This is a genomic window from Micromonospora sp. 067-2 (assembly GCF_046549295.1).
Classification (GTDB): Bacteria; Actinomycetota; Actinomycetes; order Mycobacteriales; family Micromonosporaceae; genus Micromonospora.
This window is the reverse complement of the sequence record NZ_JAJPWB010000013.1, coordinates 18786-36245: the sequence shown is the minus strand read 5'-3', so window position 1 is coordinate 36245 and position 17460 is coordinate 18786. Positions and strand designations below refer to the sequence as shown.

Sequence of the window (17460 nt, the reverse complement as noted above, 5' to 3'; positions counted from 1 at the left end):
ACCCTCTGATCATGATCGTTCCCCGGGTTGCTGTCGGCACCGACGTGCACGCCTTCGCGCCCGGTCGGCCGTGCTGGGTGGCCGGCCTGCTCTGGCCCGACCAGGACGGCCTGGCCGGGCACTCGGACGCCGACGTGGCCGCGCACGCCGCCTGCAACGCGCTGCTCTCGGCCGCCGGCCTCGGCGATCTCGGCTCCGCGTTCGGTCTGGGTCAGCCGGAGTGGGCCGGCGCGTCCGGGGTCGCCCTGCTCGCCGAGACGGCTCGCCGGGTACGGGCCGCCGGCCTGGAGATCGGCAACGTGTCCGTGCAGATCGTCGGCAACCGACCCAGGATCGGCCGGCGCCGCGAGGAGGCCCAGCAGGTGCTCTCCGCCGCCGTCGGCGCCCCGGTGACCGTCTCCGCCGCCACCACCGACGGGCTCGGGTTCACCGGCCGCGAGGAGGGGTTGGCCGGCATCGCGGTGGCCCTGGTGTACGACGCGCCGGCCACCTAGGCTCGCCGCGATGTCCAGCGACCCCACCCCCGACCAGTCCGCCGCCGACGGCTACCTGCAGCGGGCCCAGCTTCTCGCCGAACTCGGTCGCCACGACGAGGCGGCCGGGGAGTTGACCTACGGGCTGGCCCTGCGGCCCGACGACCCGGACGCGCTCCTCATGCTGGCCCGGGTGCATCTCGCCGCCGGCCGGCCGGCCGATGCGCTCACGGCCGCCGACGCGGCCGTCGCCGCCGCGCCGCAGGCACTCCCACCGCTGGTCGCCAGGGGCATGGCACTGGCCGACCTGGAGCGCTACCCCGAGTCGGCAGCCACCGCCGACCGGATCCTCGCGCTCGGCCCGGCCGACGCGTACGCCCAGCGGAGCGCGGCGGCGCTCCTGGCCGACGCCCGCAACGGCCAGCCGGCGCTGAACGCGGCCTGGCGAGGCGTCGAGCTGGCCCCGCAGGAGCCGCAGGCCCACCTGGTGCTGAGCCTGGTGGCCGCCCGGCTGGACCTGTTCGACCTGGCCGAGAAGGCCTACCGGGAGGCGCTGCGGCTCGACCCGAGTGTGGCCGAAGCCGGGCACGACGTGGGTGTCATGCGCCTGGAGCAGCGCCGCTGGTCGGCGGTGTTGGCGCACATCGCCGAGACGGTGACGGTCAGCCCTCGCCGGATCGACTCGCCGCGGACCCTCGCGTCCGGCCTGCACCGCCTGGTGCTCTACGGCGCGGGTTGGTCGCTGGTGGCGGCGGTGCTGGTGGCGTTCGCGGCCTCGGCGAGCGACGGGTTCTCCCGCGTCCTGGCGGTGCTCGCCGCGCTCACCGGTGGGATCGTCGTCTGGCAGTTCGCGGCCCGGTTGCCGGGGCTGACCCGGACCGTCCTGCCCGCCCTGCTGCACTCGGACCGGGCGATGGCCCTGGCGATCTACGCCGTGGCAGCCGCGCCGGTGCTGCTGTTGGTGTACGCCGTGATCGGCTCGCCGTGGCTGCTGGTGCTGGCCATCGTCGCCACCGCGATCGCCGAGTTCGCCGTCTTCAGCCGCACCGCCGTCCGCTGACTAGGCGCGGCGCGCCCAGGTCCAGGCGTACGCCTCGTCCTCGACGGTGTGGGCCGCGTCGCAGAGATCCAGTGGGCGGAAGGTGTCGACCATGACGGCCAACTCGTCGAAGTAGTCCGCGCCGATGGAGCGCTCGGCGGCACCCGGCTGGGGGCCGTGGGTGAACCCGGACGGGTGCAGCGAGATCGAGCCCTGCTCGATGCCGGAGCCGCGCCGAGCCTCGTAGTTGCCGCCGGTGTAGAAGAGCATCTCGTCGGAGTCGACGTTGTGGTGGTTGTACGGCACGGGTATCGAGGCCGGGTGGTAGTCCACTTTGCGGGGCACGAACGAGCAGATGACGAAGTTGGGGCCCTGGAAGGTCTGGTGCACCGGCGGGGGCTGGTGGATCCGTCCGGTGATCGGCTCGAAGTCGTGGATGGAGAACGCCCACGGGTAGAGGTGCCCGTCCCAGCCGACCACGTCGAACGGGTGCTGGGCGTAGACGTAGCGGGTCCAGCCACGCCGGTGCCGGACCAGCACCTCCGCCTCCTCGCCGTCGACGAGCAGTGGGGCGTCCGGGCCGCGGACGTCGCGCTCGCAGTAGGGCGAGTGCTCCAGGAACTGGCCGCGTACGGAGAGGTAGCGCTTGGGCGGCCCGATGTGCCCGGCCGCCTCGATGGTGAGCAGCCGGACGGGCTGCCCACCGGTGGGCACCAACCGGTGGATGGTCGAGGTGGGGATGACGACGTAGTCGCCGGCGACCGCGTCCAGCACCCCGAACGGGGACTCGACCCGGACCGCGCCCGACTCGACGTAGAGGCAGTGGTCGCCGGTGGCGTCGCGGAACAGCGGCGAGGGCTGGTCCGCGAGGACGTAGCCGATCCGCACGTCGTCGTTGGCGAGCAGGTACTGCCGGCCGAGGATCGGGTCGGCTCCGCCGGTGTCGAGCTTGTGGGTGCGCAGGTGGCGGGGCTTGAGCGGCAGGTTCGGCGTCCGGGTGAACGTCGGCGGGGTGAACTCGTCGGCGGCCAGGATCGCGGTGGGCGCGTACCGGTGGTAGAGCAGCGACGAGTCGGAGGAGAAGCCCTCCTGGCCCATCAGCTCCTCGGCGTAGAGGCTGCCGTCGGGCTGGCGGAACTGGGTGTGGCGCTTGCGCGGCACCTCGCCGACGCTGCGGTAGTACGGCATCTCGCCTCCCGATATGTCCCGTTCACCGGCCGGGGGCGTCCGATAATCGGACGCTGTTGTCCGTTCCTTGTAGCGTCCCGTATCTTCTTGTTCCGTGTCAACGCAGGTGCCCGCACTCCTCGACGGCCTGGTGGACGACGCCGCCGTCTTTCCTCCGGGCAGCGCCGAGCTGCCCGACGCGCTGGCCGCCCACCGCCGGTACCGCGCCGCCTGGTACGCCGACCTGGTCGGCCCGCTGCTGGTCCCGGCGTCGACCGTCGCCGCCGGCGAGCTGAGTGGTCTCGTCGACCCGGCCGAGGGCCTGGTGGTCGGGGTGATCGGTGACACCGGTGTCGCGAGCCTGCCCTTCGCGCTGTCGTTCCTGGCGCCCGACGGCGTCAGCGCCCGGCAGGTCGAGGTGGCGGTCGCCCGGCGGGGCGAGGACCCGCTGCCCGGCATCGCCGAGCTGCTGCGGCTGACCGACGCCATGCCGGACGTCGAGGCCGTCTACGCGGAGCTGCCGCTGGCCTTCGGCCTGATGGGCGCGCTGGACGCCCTCGCCGCCGCCCGCGCCGACGGAGTGCCGATCGCGGCCAAGTTCCGCACCGGTGGGCTGGCCGCCGAGCTCTTTCCCACGCCGGCCGAGCTGGCTGCCGTGATCTGCGCCTGCCGGGACCGGCAGCTGCCGTTCAAGCTCACCGCCGGGCTGCACCAGGCCGTCCGGCACCTCGACACGGAGACCGGCTTCACCCACCACGGCTACGCGAACGTGCTGGCCGCGACACTGGCGGCCGCCGAGGGCGACGACGTGCACGCGGTCGCCGAGCTGCTGACCGTGACCGACCCGCGTCCCCTGTTGGAGCGCACGAACGGGCGGCTCGACGCGCCCCGCCCGCTCTGGGTCGGCTTCGGCTCGTGCAGCATCCTGGAACCACTGACCGATCTGATCCGGCTGGGGCTGGTGAACGGGGGCTACGACGCATGACCTGGGTGACCGGTATCGACGGTTCGCCGTACGGGGTGACGAACCTGCCGTACGGGGTGTTCCGGTCCGACGGGGGGCGGCCGCGGATCGGCGTACGGATCGGGTCCTGGGTGTTCGACCTCGCCGCGGCCGAGGCCGCCGATCTGGTGCTGGCGGCCGGCGCGCTGGGCCGGCCCACCCTGAACGAGTTTCTGGCACTGGGCCGTCCGCAGTGGACCGCCGTGCGGCAACGGATCACCGAGCTGCTGACCGACCCGGCGCACCGCCCGGCGGTGGAGCCTCTGCTGGTGCCGCTGGCCGACGTGGAGCTGCTGCTGCCCATCGAGGTGGCCGACTACGTCGACTTCTACTCCTCGCAACACCACGCGTCGAACGTCGGGCAGATCTTCCGCCCGGGCCAGCCGGCGCTGCTGCCCAACTGGAAGCACCTGCCGATCGGCTACCACGGGCGGGCCGGCACGGTGGTGGTCTCCGGTACGCCGGTGATCCGCCCCACCGGCCAGCGCGCCTCCGCCGAAGGCCCGGTCACCGGCCCGTCGGTACGCCTCGACATCGAGGCGGAGGTCGGCTTCGTGGTCGGTGTACCCAGCCCGCTGGGCACACCGGTGTCCGTCGACGACTTCACCGACCACGTGTTCGGGGTGGTGCTGGTCAACGACTGGTCGGCCCGGGACATCCAGGCCTGGGAGTACCAGCCGCTCGGCCCGTTCCTGGGCAAGTCCTTCGCCACCTCGGTCTCGGCCTGGATCACGCCACTGGACGCGTTGGCCGACGCCTTCGTACCGGCCCCCGACCAGGACCCGCCGGTCGCCGACTACCTACGTGACGTGCCGCACGTCGGGCTGGACCTCCGGCTGGCGGTCGAGTGGAACGGCGTACCGGTCAGCGAGCCGCCGTTCGCCACCATGTACTGGACGCCGGCGCAGCAGTTGGCACACCTCACCGTCAACGGCGCGTCCCTGCGCACCGGCGACCTGTACGCCTCGGGCACCGTCTCCGGCCCGGACCGTGGGCAGGTCGGCTCGTTCCTGGAGTTGACCTGGGGCGGGACGGAGCCGGTGCAGCTCGGCGACGAGAGCCGCACCTTCCTCGCCGACGGCGACACGGTGACCATCACCGCCACCGCACCCGGCCCGGACGGCACCACCATCGCCCTCGGCGAGGTCACCGGCACGGTCCGCCCGGCCCGCTGAGGCCGCCGACCGCCGATCGGCCTCCGCGGTCGTCCGAGCCGACCGTCGGCACCGCCGGACCGGGTTGGTCACCCGCCCGGGCCAACCCGTCTCGCGGGCGGGACTGTTGATCGCACCGGCTGTGCGATCGCCGATCGGGTTTTGCCCGTTGATCGTCCGGATTCCGTCGCCCCGCCGCGCGGTACGGGCCGGGCACCTGGCCGGCAGTGGTGGGGCATCCCATCGCACACGGAGGTAATGACGATGCACGATCTCGCGGGCGCGGTCTGGCGTACCAGCAGCCGTTCCAATGACCAGGGGCTCTGCGTGGAGGTGGCGGACAACCTGGTCGACGTCCTCGGTCTGGTCGCGGTCCGTGACTCCAAGGACCAGGCCGGGCCCACACTCGCCGTCAACCCGCCGGGATGGACGGCCTTCGTCGGCGCGATCCGGGCCGGTCGCTTCGAGCGCTGAGCGGCTGGGCCGGTCGACGACCGGCGTCGAGCAGCCACCGACATGGACAGCGTGGCCTCCGGGCGGTGGAAATTCCGTTCCGGGGGCCACGTCCGGCCCTCACCCCGCGTACCGTCGAGGACACGGGAGGTGGCATGTCGACGGTGGCGGTTACCGGGTTCATCGAGGCACACGCTGTCGATGTCTGGCGTCTGCTGACCGACCTGCCCGGCCGCGAGGCCCGGCTGACCGCCGCCGGCCCGGTCGAGCTGCTCACCCCCGGCCCGTTCGGGCCGGGCACCGCGTGGCGTGCGGAGCGCGCCCAGCCGGGCGGCGGCACCCTGATCGAGGAGTTCCTGGTGGTGGAGGCGCTCGCCCCCCACCGGATGGTCCTCTGCTCCTCCGGTGCCGGCGCGGATTACCGGATCACCTTGAGTCTGCGGCAGGTCCGGCGTCGCCGTCGCGGATGCACGGCGGTAACCGTCACCCAGGAGGCGGTGCCGACCGCCCCGTACGGGCGGGTGGTGGCGTTGCTGCTCGGCGGGCTCGCCGCCCGGGCGGTCGAGGTGGCCCTCCGGCGCGATCTCGCCGATCTGGCCGTCGCGGCCGGTGCGACCGGCTCGGCCGAGGCCGCCTGACCTCGACCGGGCCCATCGCCACCCTCGTCGGGCGGCGGCGAGCATCCACCCGGACACGCATCGCCGGGCGTGACCTGACCGGGATCCGGCCGGTTCCGCTGGGTAGGGTGCCGTGCGGAGGTGCGGCATGGGGTTCCCGAAGGGCCCGCGGCGACTGGTGGCGGTGGTCGCGGCGTTGGTCGTCACCGCGGCTGTCGCGGTCATCGTCCACCGGGTGCTCGCGCCGGCCGAGGTGAGCACCGTGGCTCGCGGTGGGTATCCGGCCGCGGCCCCACCGGCCGCCGGCGTGGTCGGTCGGCTGCCGGTCGCCCCGCTGATCGTGGACTCCCGACTACGGGTGTACGCCGCGCACCGACAGGTCTACGCCGACCGACCGGTCGACGGGCGGCACCGGACCACCCCGTACTGGTCGTACCGGCGGTGGCCGGCGGAGTTGACCGGGGTGGTGGCCAGCGGCCGTACCGTTGTCAGCCGCTGGTCCGACGGTCGGGTGGTCGCGCTCGACGCGTCGAGCGGCCGCGTGTTGTGGCGGGCGGACGGCCCGGTGCCGACGGCAAGCGGCGCGGTGGTCCGACGAACCGGTGCGGCCACCGTGTGGAATCCTCGCGGGCTCTACCTCACCGACCTCGTCGATGGTCGGACGGTGGTGGTGGTCGCGGGGGCCGCCGACGCTCGCGGGATGGAACTGGTTGGCGGTCGGGAGCTGTGGCGGGTCAACCTGCCCGGTGACTGCCGCAGCGACGTCGGCACCACCGCGTCCGGGCAGCTGATCGGCGTGGACACCTGCGCCGGCCCGGCCACGGTCGAGTTCCGGGACGCGGCGGACGGTGTGGTGCGCGAGCGGTGGCGTCCGCCCGGTGGACCGGACGAACTGGTGGTCACCCCGCTCGGATGCCGTACCGGCCGGTCGGACTGCCCGGGCCTGCGGACCGCTGGACCGGGTGACGCGGGTGGTAGGGGTTGGCTGCTGGGCGGTGGCGAGCCGATCGCGGCGCCCGCGCTCGACCCGGCCGGCGCCACGCTGATCGATGAGCAGGCGATTTCGGTGCTCGACGGAGCGGTGGTGGGACGGTCGGCACGCTCGGGCGCCGAGCTGTGGCGGTCCGCGGGTCTGGGACCGGCCCGGGTGCTCGCCGTCCAACCCGGACGGGTGCACCTGTTGACCGAGGCGAACGACCTGGTGACGCTGGATCCGGCGACGGGCGTACAACGTTCCCGCTTCTCGCTGAACGTCGGCTCGGACGGTACGGGTTGGGTACCGGGAGCGGTGGCCGCGGTGGACGGCTACGTCGCCGTGGAACGGCTCCGCGAGCCGGTCGACCCGGATGGCGACGACCAGCGGTACTACCTGACCGCTGAGGCGGTGATCCTGGCCGCCACCTGATCGTGGCGCGCCCGGAATCCAGGCTGCGAAACCGACCGGAGGCCCTACGATCGCGCAACGGTTCTGTCCTTCAGGCCGCCTTGACGGTGGAAAGTCGCGGCTCGCCATCGCGGCTCAGCCTCACCAGCAACTGTTCGGAGAGCAGCAGGGCGTCATCGCGGTTGAGGGCGGCACGATGAAGGACTTGCAGCCACGATCCCGGTTCCACGCCGAATTCGCGGCGCAGTGTCGTGCGGGCTGCCACGAAGATGCCCAGAGCCGCCGGAAGATTGCCGGACCGGTAGCACGCCACGAGCATGAGGGCCGCCGCTTTCTCCCGGGCAGGGTTCGCACCGACAATTTCCGGTAGGCCGGCAATGGCAGGCAGGCCGTCGCCGCGAGCAATGCGAGCAGCGGCCAGGTCCTCCGCCAGGGCGAAGCGTTGCTCGCGGAGCATCGCGAAGCGATGGCTGAGCCACCCTTCTGCAGCAACCCCCTGACCCGGAACTCCGGTCCAGAGCGCCGATGCGCCCTGCAGAGCGTCAACGGCAGCCGAGAAGTCAGCACGGGTCATCGCCGCACGACCAGCGTTCCAGAGTTCGGTGGATTGCCCCAGGTCGGTCTCGCCGACGGAAACGCCCAGTCGGTAGCCCCTCTGAACGGTAATGAGGCGCTCGTTGAGACCTGGTTCGACGTCGCCGAGAAAACGGCGCAGTTTGGTGACGAAGGTTCGCACGTTGGCATGGGCGGAAACCGGGGGGTCACTCCACATTGCCGCCGTCAGGCTGGCCGCGCTGACATTTTGGGCAGGTCGGAGCAGAAGAGCCGCGAGTATGCCCTGCACGTGCCCTCCCCGTGGATGGAGAGCGACATCATCGACAGTCACCCCCGGAGAACCGAGCAGTCGAAACAATCTCATATGACACCCCCGTGGTCGCTCACCGTCGAGGTGAGCAGCGACGAGGACGCTACATCCACTGTCACACCCATGCAATGGATGTTCTCGTCCTGATTTAACGTATCTATCGGAAAAGTCGCACGATCCTGCTGCAAGTCGCCATCCACGTCGCGGCGGACGCCCCCGCCATCGTGAGTCCGCAACCGCTCCTCGCGAGCACGGTGTGGCTGGGTGGAGTGTCAGTCGACTATGGGTATGGGCCGCCGATATGCAGTTCCGGTGCAGCCCCGTGGAACATTGGTTTCTCCAGCACGGACACGATGAAGGATGTGGCGATGAGCAAGACTTCCACCAGCTTTCTTCGAGCTGTTCCACTCGCTGCGACCGTCGTCGCCGCCGTTCTATTGCCGGCTTTCCCCGCGATGGCGAGTGGGAATGTCACCCCGGCGGCTTCGGAGGACCTCGTTCCCATCCCTTCCCCCGTGCAGCCGAGGGGTGAGCAGGGTCCGCAGTACGGTACCCAGTCGGAGTACTGCTCCCCTGGAGACTACGTCTACTCGATGACGAACACCACGAACACCTTCGATGCCAAGTTCCGCACCTCGGTAATCAACAACACCGGTTCGGCGAAGAGCTTCAAATTCACCGCGACGAAGACGGGTACCACGACCTTCACCGTTTCGCTCTCGGTCACGGCCGAGTTGAAGGCGGCGATCTTCGCCAAGATGGAAGCCACCGTCAATGCCGGTATCGAGCAGAGCAACACGACGTCCTACGGTGTCGAGGTGAGCGGCACCGTCAATGCAAACTCCACTCTCTACGGTGACTATGGAAACTGGAAGGAGAACGTCAACTGGAAATCGCACTACGTCTACAGCAACTGCAACACGACTTCCGAAAAGTCGGGAAGCGCCTACGCGCCGTACCGCGAAGCGTGGAAGTTGTACTACTGACGTTGCCCGACAAACGTACGAGACTGCGGTTCGGGCAGTCTGACGGCCCGACGGCGGTCGTTCGACGCGCCCGGTCTGGATTGGAGACGCGAGATGCGCGCTTGTCGTTCCGTGGTGCGCCTGGCCGTCGGTGTGGCTCTTCCGTTGCTGATGGTCGCCGGTTGCACCGATGGCACGGCGAGACGGTCGTCCGCACCGTCCGGTGCCCCGCCTTCCAACCTGCCCGTCGGGCCCTCTTCCACCCCGGACGAGCCTGCGGGTTGGTTTCCCACCGGCCGCGTCCTTCTGGCTGGCCCGTTGTCAGACGACCAGGGAACAACCCTCGCCGGCGTCGTGCCCGGCGGGGCCAGCTTCACGGTGTATTTCGTCTGCGCCGGTGGGGGTCGGATCGCACTGAACATGAAGTCCACAGCGCCGGTGCGGTACCCCTGCGACGGGGTGGCCAACCTGTCCCAGGTCTTCGTCGACAAGGGGGTGTCCACCGATCTTCGTGTCGACACCGAGGGTGAGGCGCGCTGGCACCTGGCCGTCATCGACGGAGCGCCCTAGCGAAAAACTGGCGGGCGGCGCAACGTGGTAGCGCTGCTCCGCCCGCCAGTTTCGTCGAACTCTCAGCCCGGCACCGGCGCCGGCGGCCGGGCTCGCTCAGGCCAGTGCCGCCTCGGCCGCCGCGAGGAACGCGTCGTTCTCGGTCGGGGTGCCGATCGTGACCCGGACGCCGTCCCCGGGGAACGGGCGGACGATCACCCCGCGTGCCTCGCACGACCTGCCGAACGTCACCGCCCGCTCGCCGAGCGGTAGCCAGACGAAGTTGGCCTGGCTGGTCGGCACGTCGGGCAGGAACTTCCGGACCGCCTCGGTGACCCGCTCCCGCTCGCCGACGACCAGGGCACAGCGGCGCTCCATCTCCTCGGCCTGTGCCAGTGCGGCGAGCGCTCCGGCCTGGGCAGCCGTGCTGGTGGAGAACGGGGTCACCACCTTGCGGATCGCCGCCGCGACCACGGGCTGGGCCACCAGCCAGCCGACCCGCAGGCCGGCCAGGCCCCACGCCTTGGACAGCGTGCGCAGCACGGCCACGTTCGGCCGGTCGAGGTAGCTCAGCCCGTCCGGCACGTCGGGGTCGGTGACGAACTCCCGGTACGCCTCGTCGACGACCACCAGCACGTCATCCGGCACCGCGTCGAGGAACCGGTCCAGCTCGGCCCGGCGTACCGCGGTGCCGGTGGGGTTGTTCGGGCTGCAGACGAAGATCATCCGGGTCCGGTCGGTCACCGCCGCGGCCATCGCCGTCAGGTTGTGCCCGTGCCCGGCGTCGTTGGGCACCCGCACGCTGGTCGCGCCGTTGGTCGCCGCGATGATCGGGTACGCCTCGAACGACCGCCACGAGTAGAGCAACTCGTCGCCGGGCAGGCAGGTGGCCCGGGCCAGGTGATCGGCGAGCGCCACCGACCCGCAGCCCGTGGCGATCCGGTCGGCGTCCACCCCGTACCGCTCGGCCAGCGCCTCGCGCAGCGCGACGACACCCATGTCCGGATAGCGGTGTGCGCCGCTGACCGCCTCGGTGATCGCCTCCACCACGCCGGGCAGCGGCCCGTACGGCACCTCGTTGCTGGCCAGCTTGATCGCCTCCGGCAGACCCAGCTCCCGGGCCAGGTCGGCGGGGCTACGCCCCGGCACGTAGCTGGGCAGCGCGTCCAGGTCGGCGCGGGTCAGCCGCAGCGCCGGCTGGTGACGTCCGGTGTCGGTCATTCGGTGTCTCCCGGGGGCTGGGTGCGGTCGTTCGGGGCGGTGGGGTCCGTGCTGCGGGGGATGTGCACGACCACCGTCTGCGCGACCTTGTCGTGCAGCGCCCGACGCAGCGGGTGGTCGAAGAGCGGGGAGAGGGCACCGACCAGTTGCAGCACCAGGCCGAGCCCCGCGCAGAACCAGAGCAGGGTGGACAGGCCCAGTATGTTCCACCGGCTCAGCGCCCGGCCGAAGCCCAGCGGCTGGAGAGCGGCCAGTGGTACGGCGCGGATCCGCATCAGCCGCTTGCCGACGGTCTGCCCGCCGGCGGCCATGGTGGGCACCTCGTACGCCAGCCAGAGCGCGGTGGCGATCATGAGGATGACGATCTGGAGAAGCCCGGCCTGCTCGCCGATCGGCGGCAGCCCTTCGGTGGAGGTGTTGCCCTCCAGCCCTCGTCGGATCACCTCCCGCCAGTACGGCAGCAGCTCCTCGACCAATCGCCAGACGAACCAGCCGTTGACCACCGCGTTCAGCAGGAAGACGATGCCGAAGTCGATCAGTCGGGCGGTCAGCCGGCGACCGTAGCCGGCCAGCTCCAGGCCGTGCGGACGCGGCTCCTGGGGCCGTCCGGGCCAGCCGGGCGGGCCGGCCTGCGGCGCCCATCCTGGCGGAACACCCTGCGGCGCCCACCCGGGTGGCCCTGCCTGCGGCCCCCAGCCCGGGCCGTGCCCAGCCTGTGGGGCGGTCCCCGGTTGCGGGCCGTGCCCGACCTGTCGGCCGTGCCCTGGGTGCGGGCCGGCATGCTGTGGCCAGTCCGGTGCCGCCGTCACCGGGCTGGGGGTGGTCGGGGTGACCGGGACGGGTGGGGGCTCCACCGGGGGAGGGCCCTCCGGTGGGATGGCGTCGACGGAGATCGGCGCACCGAGCCAACCCTCGCCGTCCCAGTACCGCCGGGTCTCACGGTCGGCGGGGTCCACGTACCAGCCGGGTTCTACGCTCACGCCACCGCTCCGCTTCGCTGCGCGCCGGCGCGAGATTCCACGCTGCTGGTCCTGCTGGTTCGCTCGCTCACTCGGACACCTTAACGACGACCCTGGCGGCGAACTGGGCGTGGAGGCACTGCTGCCAGGCCACGGCGTACCCCTGCGGGTGTGGTCCGGGCGGCGGCGCGAAGCCGCCGGCGGCGGGCCGGAGCCCACCGACCGGCGGCGTCGGGTACGACGGAGGCTGCGTCACGATCGCAAGTGTTACAGGTTGCCGCGGGCTTCCTGCTCCCGCTCGATGGCCTGGAAGAGCGCCTTGAAGTTGCCCTTGCCGAAGCCGAGCGAGCCGTGCCGCTCGATCAACTCGAAGAAGACGGTCGGGCGATCCTGCACCGGCTTGGTGAAGATCTGGAGCAGGTACCCGTCCTCGTCCCGGTCGACGAGGATCTTGCGGGCCTTCAGCTCCTCGATCGGCACCCGCACGTTGCCGATCCGGTCGCGCAGCTCCGGGTCGTCGTAGTACGAGTCCGGGGTGTCCAGGAACTCCACACCGGCCGTACGCATGGCGTCGACGCTGGCCAGGATGTCGTTGGTGGCGACCGCGATGTGCTGGGCGCCCGGCCCCTGGTAGAACTCCAGGTACTCGTCGATCTGCGACTTCTTGCGGGCGATCGCCGGCTCGTTGAGCGGGAACTTGACCTTGCGGGTGCCGTTCGCGACGACCTTGCTCATCAGCGCCGAGTAGTCGGTGGCGATGTCGTCGCCGATGAACTCCGCCATGTTGGAGAAGCCCATCACCCGCTTGTAGAACTCGACCCACTCGTCCATCCGGCCCAGCTCCACGTTGCCGACCACGTGGTCGACGGCCTGGAAGAACCGCTTCGGCTGGATGCCGGCGTCGATCATCGGCTGCCGGTCCACGATCGGGCCGCGAGCCACGAAGCCGGGCAGGAACGGGCCGGTGTAGCGGGAGCGGTCGACCAGCGTGTGCCGGGTGTCGCCGTACGCGGCGATGGCGGCGAGCCGGACGGTTCCGTGCTCGTCGGTCACCTCGTGCGGCTCGACGACGCTGGCGGCGCCCTGCGCGATGGCGTGCGCGAACGCGGCGTCCACGTCCGGCACCTCCAGCGCGATGTCGCTGACGCCGTCGCTGTGCCGGGCCACGTGCTCGGCGCCGTCGGCGTCCGGACGCACCGCGCCGGTCAGCACGAACCGGGCGGACCCGCTGGTCAGCACGTACTGGGCGTGGTCCCGGTAGCCCTGCTCCGGGCCGCGGTACGCCACGCAGGTCATGCCGAACGCTGTGGAGTAGTAGTGGGCGGCCTGCTTGGCGTTGCCGACCAGGAAGTGCACGTGGTCGAGACCCCGGACCGGGAACGGGTCGTGGCTGATGTCGTGGTCGACAGCGCCGACGAGCCGGTCGACGTCGACGTCCTCGGTCGACTGGGGTCGGTCGATCGCCTGGGTCATGGTGGCCTCCCTCGCGTACCAGCCGGCCTCGTGGGCCGCCGTGGTTGGTTGCTGAGGCGAGGATCGCGCCGTCGGGCCGGGGTGGGCAACTGTCGGCGGAAGCGCTGGTCAGGTTGTGCATTCGGTATGGTCTTGACCCATGAACGGTGAGCAGGCTGTACAGCTCGACGCACTCGACGTCCGCTTGATCGAACTGCTCGCCGACGAGCCGCGGATCGGGGTGCTGGAGTGTTCCCGGCGGCTCGGGGTGGCCCGGGGCACCGTGCAGGCCCGGCTGGACAAGCTTGTCGACCGGGGGGTCGTCGGCGGCTTCGGCCCGGAGATCTCACCGGCCGCGATCGGGTTCGGGGTGACCAGCTTCGTCACCCTGGAGATCAGCCAGCGGCAGGGCCACGACCCGGTCACCGCCCACCTGGCCGCCATTCCCGAGGTGCTGGAGGCGCACACCATCACCGGCTCCAGCGACCTGCTCTGCCGGATCGTGGCCCGCTCCAACACCGACCTGCAACGCGTCATCGACCTGATCGTCTCCTCCGCCGGCATCACCCGGGCGTCGACGATCATCGCGCTGGCCGAGCAGATCCCGTACCGCACCCTTCCCCTGATCCGCAGCGCCGTGCGCCAGTAGACCCGCCGCCCCTCGGCGCAGGTGCAGGCCCTGTTAACACCTCCGCCCGCAGAAAGCGCGGCGACACGGCGGCGCGGGCCTACGGAAGATCCGTGATCGTGGCTACGGTGTGCGGTGTGGCGAAGGGGAGCGTGCGCGGCGGGCTGCTGCTCGGCCTCGCCGTGGTCGTCGCCCTCGCCGCCACCGGCGTGTGGAACCCCTTTCCGGGCCTCTGGGACTGGGTGGACCGCAGCCAACCCATCTCCGAACCCGACGTGGTCTGGCAACAGCGGGTCGGCGGCACGCCGCGCAGCGTGACGATCGCCGGTGACACGGTGGTGGTCGAGCAACGCACCCGGGTCGAGACCCGCAGCCTGGCAACCGGCGCGAAGCTGTGGGAGCGCAAGGCGGACTGGTCGGCGGTCGCCGGCGGCGACCGGGACGCGGTCGTGGCCGTGGGCAAGCTGCTGGTCAAGGGGTACGAGCTGCTCGATCCCGCCACCGGCGTGACCCGGCGGCGCGACGGCGACGCGGTGGCCGTCTGGACGTACCGGAACCTGCTGTTGGACGCCCACTGCACGGACGCCACCGACTGCACCCTGAGCGCCTGGGACCCGCGCGGCACCGCACCACTGTGGACCGCCTTCCTACCCGGTGTGCACAGCGGGCTGCTCGCCGACAACCCGGGTCTGCGCGGCACCCGCCGGCTCACCGCCACCCGGGTCGACGACGGAGTGGCCGGGCCCGAGCCGGCACCACCGTTGCTCGGCTTTCCGGTCGACGGCCGCGTACACGTCGTCGACACGGCCACCGGACGCGTGCTGCAGAACGTCGAGCCGGGCCAGGACGAGCGGCTCTCCGTGGTGGGCGGCCGGATGCTCCGGATCGTCGCACGGTCCGAGGACGGCACCTGCTACTACGCCATCTCCGCCCGGGACCCGGCGACCGGCCAGGAGGCCTGGCAGCGAACCGGGGTCAACCTGCGGACCGCCGACAGCGCCGGCTGCGTACAACGGGAGGACCCGCAGGGCGCGCGCAACGTCCTGATCGGGGTCGCCCCGGACGCCCGCGAGGCGGTCATCGACGGGTACGACGGGCGGCTGCTCTGGGTCGGCGAATCGGGGACGCGGCTGATCGCGGTCGACGACCGGTTCGCCATCTTCCGGGCCGCCGACAAGCGCTCGGTGGTGGCCCGCGAGCTGGGCACCGACCGGGTGCTGTGGACCCGGCCCGCCAGTGGCAAGGCCAGCGCCGCGCTCACCCCGTACGCGGCCGTGGTCGCCGACGAGAAGCCGACCCGTTTGGTCGCACTGAACCCGCGAACCGGTCGCGAGCTGGCCGTCCTGCGGACCTCCGCGAACGCCCTCGCCGTCGGGCCCCAAGGCATGATCATCGGCGAGGGGCGGGAGATCGGGTACGTCCGCTTCGGCGCCACCGCCGGCACCCCCGCCCCGCCGCCCGGCGACGGCGGCGTCCCCGGCCCGGGCGGCAACCGTCCCGACCCGCCGATCGACGGCACCTGCGGTCCCAAGGGGGAACTCTGCCCCGACCCGGCCGGCGGCAAGGACGGCTGAACGGGCGGCCCGGCCGGCGTGCCGCACGCCGAACGGTCGTGACCGGTGCGCGGTGAGCCCGGCGGATGAGAGCGGCGTCCCAGGACCAGCCCGGCGGGTGGGAGTGATCGACCGGTCTGCCCTAGGCTTGCCGCTCATGAGCAGTGCCGCCGCATTCTCGTACGCCCCCCTGCTGCCGACCGGCCCCGACCAGACGGACTACCGCCTGGTCACCGACGAGGGCGTCGACGTCGTACACGGCCCGGGAGGCCGTCGTTTCCTCACCGTGGAACCGGCCGCCCTCACCGCGCTGACCGCCGAGGCGATGCACGACATCGCGCACTTCCTGCGCCCGGCGCACCTGGCCCAGCTCCGGGCGATCATCGACGACCCGGCGGCCTCGCCGAACGACCGGTTCGTCGCACTGGACCTGCTGCGCAACGCCAACATCGCCGCCGGCGGAGTGCTACCGATGTGCCAGGACACCGGCACCGCCATCGTCATGGGCAAGCGCGGCCGGCACGTGCTGACCGACGGCGCCGACGCCGAGGCGATCTCCCGGGGCGTCTACCAGGCCTACACGAGGCTGAACCTGCGCTACTCCCAGCTCGCCCCGCTGACCATGTGGGACGAGCGGAACACCGGCAGCAACCTGCCGGCCCAGGTCGAGGTGTACGCCGAGGACCCGGACGGGCACCCCGACGCGTACAAGTTCCTCTTCATGGCCAAGGGCGGCGGCTCGGCCAACAAGTCCTACCTCTACCAGGAGACCAAGGCGCTGCTCAACCCGACGCGGATGATGCAGTTCCTGGAGGAGAAGCTGCGGCTGATCGGCACCGCCGCCTGCCCGCCGTACCACCTGGCCATCGTCATCGGCGGCACCTCCGGCGAGTACGCGCTGAAGACCGCGAAGTACGCCAGCGCCAAGTACCTCGACGCGCTGCCCACCGCCGGCTCGATGAGCGCCCACGGCTTCCGTGACCTGGAGCTGGAGGCGGAGGTGCTGGAGCTGACCCGCAACTTCGGCATCGGCGCACAGTTCGGTGGCCGGTACTTCTGCCACGACGTACGGGTGGTCCGGCTGCCCCGGCACGGCGCGTCCTGCCCGGTGGCGATCGCCGTCTCCTGCTCGGCGGACCGGCAGGCGGTCGCCAAGATCACCCCGTCGGGCGTGTGGCTGGAGCGGCTCGAGACCGACCCGGCGCGCTTCCTGCCCGACGTCACCGAGGACTCGCTCGACGCCGAGATGGTCGTCCGGGTCGACCTGAACCGGCCGATGGACGAGATCCGTGCCGAGCTGTCCAAGTATCCGGTGAAGACCCGGCTGTCGCTGTCGGGACCGCTGGTGGTGGCCCGGGACATCGCCCACGCCAAGATCGCCGAACGGCTGGACGCGGGCGAGCCGATGCCGCGGTACCTGCGCGACCACGCCGTCTACTACGCCGGTCCGGCCAAGACCCCCGAGGGGTACGCCTCCGGCTCGTTCGGCCCCACCACCGCCGGGCGGATGGACGCCTACGTGGCGAAGTTCCAGGCCGCCGGTGGTTCGCAGGTGATGCTGGCCAAGGGCAACCGTTCGAGCCAGGTGACCCGCTCCTGCCAGCAGCACGGCGGGTTCTACCTCGGCTCGATCGGTGGCCCCGCGGCCCGCCTCGCCCAGGACTGCATCAAGCACGTCGAGGTGCTCGAATACGCGGAGCTGGGCATGGAGGCCGTCTGGAAGATCCAGGTGGAGGACTTCCCGGCCTTCATCGTGGTCGACGACAAGGGCAACGACTTCTTCGCCGAGGTCACCAAGCCGGTGCTGACCGTCGGCCGACGCTGACCCGACAGACGGGCACGCGGAGGGGCGTCGAGCGGATCCGCTCGACGCCCCTCCGGTCGTCCGTGCTGTAACCGACATCGGTGCGCCCGCCCCGCTGGGGTGGGACGGGCGCACCGCCCCCGTCGGATGCCGTCACCGACAACCCGGAGCGAG

General features: G+C 71.6%; 18 protein-coding genes. 12 read left to right on the top strand and 6 right to left on the bottom strand.

All coding sequences use genetic code 11. The features are described 5' to 3' along the window. The first annotated feature begins 8 nt into the window (after positions 1-8). Together ispF and ACLJN9_RS27965 are read left to right on the top strand one after the other, a co-directional pair. A complete protein-coding gene (gene ispF / locus ACLJN9_RS27970) occupies positions 9-494 on the top strand; it encodes a 2-C-methyl-D-erythritol 2,4-cyclodiphosphate synthase (RefSeq protein WP_410814781.1) in 486 nt (161 codons plus the stop codon). Positions 495-504: 10 nt separating this feature from the next. Then, positions 505-1533, top strand: coding sequence for a tetratricopeptide repeat protein (locus ACLJN9_RS27965; protein WP_410814613.1), 1029 nt, complete (start codon positions 505-507; stop codon positions 1531-1533). Here the strand turns inward: ACLJN9_RS27965 and ACLJN9_RS27960 are convergent, their stop codons facing one another. Continuing rightward, entirely contained in the window at positions 1534-2700 is a 1167-nt protein-coding gene (locus ACLJN9_RS27960) for a homogentisate 1,2-dioxygenase (RefSeq protein ID WP_410814612.1), read from the bottom strand. Between the two features lie 94 nt (positions 2701-2794). On the opposite strand from ACLJN9_RS27960, the gene ACLJN9_RS27955 reads away from it, so the two are divergent. The 5 genes from ACLJN9_RS27955 (at position 2795) to ACLJN9_RS27935 (ending at position 7311) form a co-directional block, all read left to right on the top strand. Continuing rightward, positions 2795-3664: a hypothetical protein gene (locus ACLJN9_RS27955; protein WP_410814611.1), complete on the top strand. Its 870-nt coding sequence runs from the start codon at positions 2795-2797 to the stop codon at positions 3662-3664. Beyond that, positions 3661-4857, top strand: a complete 1197-nt coding sequence (fahA, locus tag ACLJN9_RS27950) for a fumarylacetoacetase (protein WP_410814610.1) — start codon at positions 3661-3663, stop codon at positions 4855-4857. Before ACLJN9_RS27955 ends, fahA begins: the two co-directional genes overlap by 4 nt. Positions 4858-5100: 243 nt before the next feature. Next, positions 5101-5310, top strand: a complete 210-nt coding sequence (locus tag ACLJN9_RS27945) for a DUF397 domain-containing protein (protein ID WP_410814609.1) — start codon at positions 5101-5103, stop codon at positions 5308-5310. A 134-nt stretch (positions 5311-5444) separates the two neighbouring features. Then, positions 5445-5927 (top strand): SRPBCC family protein, encoded by a 483-nt coding sequence (locus tag ACLJN9_RS27940; RefSeq protein WP_410814779.1) that lies wholly within the window; start codon positions 5445-5447, stop codon positions 5925-5927. A gap of 127 nt (positions 5928-6054) precedes the next feature. Further along, a complete protein-coding gene (locus ACLJN9_RS27935) occupies positions 6055-7311 on the top strand; it encodes a pyrrolo-quinoline quinone (RefSeq protein ID WP_410814608.1) in 1257 nt (418 codons plus the stop codon). A gap of 70 nt (positions 7312-7381) precedes the next feature. Here ACLJN9_RS27935 and ACLJN9_RS27930 read toward each other — a convergent pair whose 3' ends face one another. Then, the gene (locus ACLJN9_RS27930; RefSeq protein WP_410814607.1) at positions 7382-8134 is read right to left on the bottom strand and encodes an AfsR/SARP family transcriptional regulator; all 753 of its coding nucleotides are present in this window, start codon (positions 8132-8134) and stop codon (positions 7382-7384) included. A 389-nt stretch (positions 8135-8523) separates the two neighbouring features. Between ACLJN9_RS27930 and ACLJN9_RS27925 the strand changes: the two genes are divergently transcribed. Together ACLJN9_RS27925 and ACLJN9_RS27920 are read left to right on the top strand one after the other, a co-directional pair. Then, the gene (locus ACLJN9_RS27925) at positions 8524-9141 is read left to right on the top strand and encodes a hypothetical protein (RefSeq protein ID WP_410814606.1); all 618 of its coding nucleotides are present in this window, start codon (positions 8524-8526) and stop codon (positions 9139-9141) included. A gap of 297 nt (positions 9142-9438) precedes the next feature. Further along, positions 9439-9690, top strand: a complete 252-nt coding sequence (locus ACLJN9_RS27920) for a hypothetical protein (RefSeq protein WP_410814605.1) — start codon at positions 9439-9441, stop codon at positions 9688-9690. 96 nt (positions 9691-9786) lie between these two features. On the opposite strand, the gene hisC is transcribed toward ACLJN9_RS27920, so the two are convergent. From hisC to hppD, 4 genes are all read right to left on the bottom strand, one after another. Next, the gene (gene hisC / locus ACLJN9_RS27915; RefSeq protein ID WP_410814604.1) at positions 9787-10890 is read right to left on the bottom strand and encodes a histidinol-phosphate transaminase; all 1104 of its coding nucleotides are present in this window, start codon (positions 10888-10890) and stop codon (positions 9787-9789) included. After that, positions 10887-11870 (bottom strand): RDD family protein, encoded by a 984-nt coding sequence (locus ACLJN9_RS27910; protein WP_410814603.1) that lies wholly within the window; start codon positions 11868-11870, stop codon positions 10887-10889. The genes hisC and ACLJN9_RS27910 overlap by 4 nt, the downstream gene beginning before the upstream one ends. Before the next feature lie 67 nt (positions 11871-11937). Further along, on the bottom strand, positions 11938-12105 hold the full coding sequence (locus tag ACLJN9_RS27905; protein ID WP_410814602.1) for a hypothetical protein: 168 nt from the start codon (positions 12103-12105) through the stop codon (positions 11938-11940). Between the two features lie 11 nt (positions 12106-12116). Then, positions 12117-13322, bottom strand: coding sequence for a 4-hydroxyphenylpyruvate dioxygenase (gene hppD / locus ACLJN9_RS27900; protein ID WP_410814601.1), 1206 nt, complete (start codon positions 13320-13322; stop codon positions 12117-12119). 139 nt (positions 13323-13461) lie between these two features. Between hppD and ACLJN9_RS27895 the strand changes: the two genes are divergently transcribed. From ACLJN9_RS27895 to ACLJN9_RS27885, 3 genes are all read left to right on the top strand, one after another. Then, on the top strand, positions 13462-13950 hold the full coding sequence (locus ACLJN9_RS27895; protein WP_410814600.1) for an Lrp/AsnC family transcriptional regulator: 489 nt from the start codon (positions 13462-13464) through the stop codon (positions 13948-13950). Positions 13951-14057: 107 nt separating this feature from the next. Beyond that, the gene (locus ACLJN9_RS27890; protein ID WP_410814778.1) at positions 14058-15503 is read left to right on the top strand and encodes a PQQ-binding-like beta-propeller repeat protein; all 1446 of its coding nucleotides are present in this window, start codon (positions 14058-14060) and stop codon (positions 15501-15503) included. Between the two features lie 136 nt (positions 15504-15639). Beyond that, positions 15640-17307, top strand: a complete 1668-nt coding sequence (locus ACLJN9_RS27885; RefSeq protein ID WP_410814599.1) for a fumarate hydratase — start codon at positions 15640-15642, stop codon at positions 17305-17307. Positions 17308-17460 lie beyond the last annotated feature (153 nt).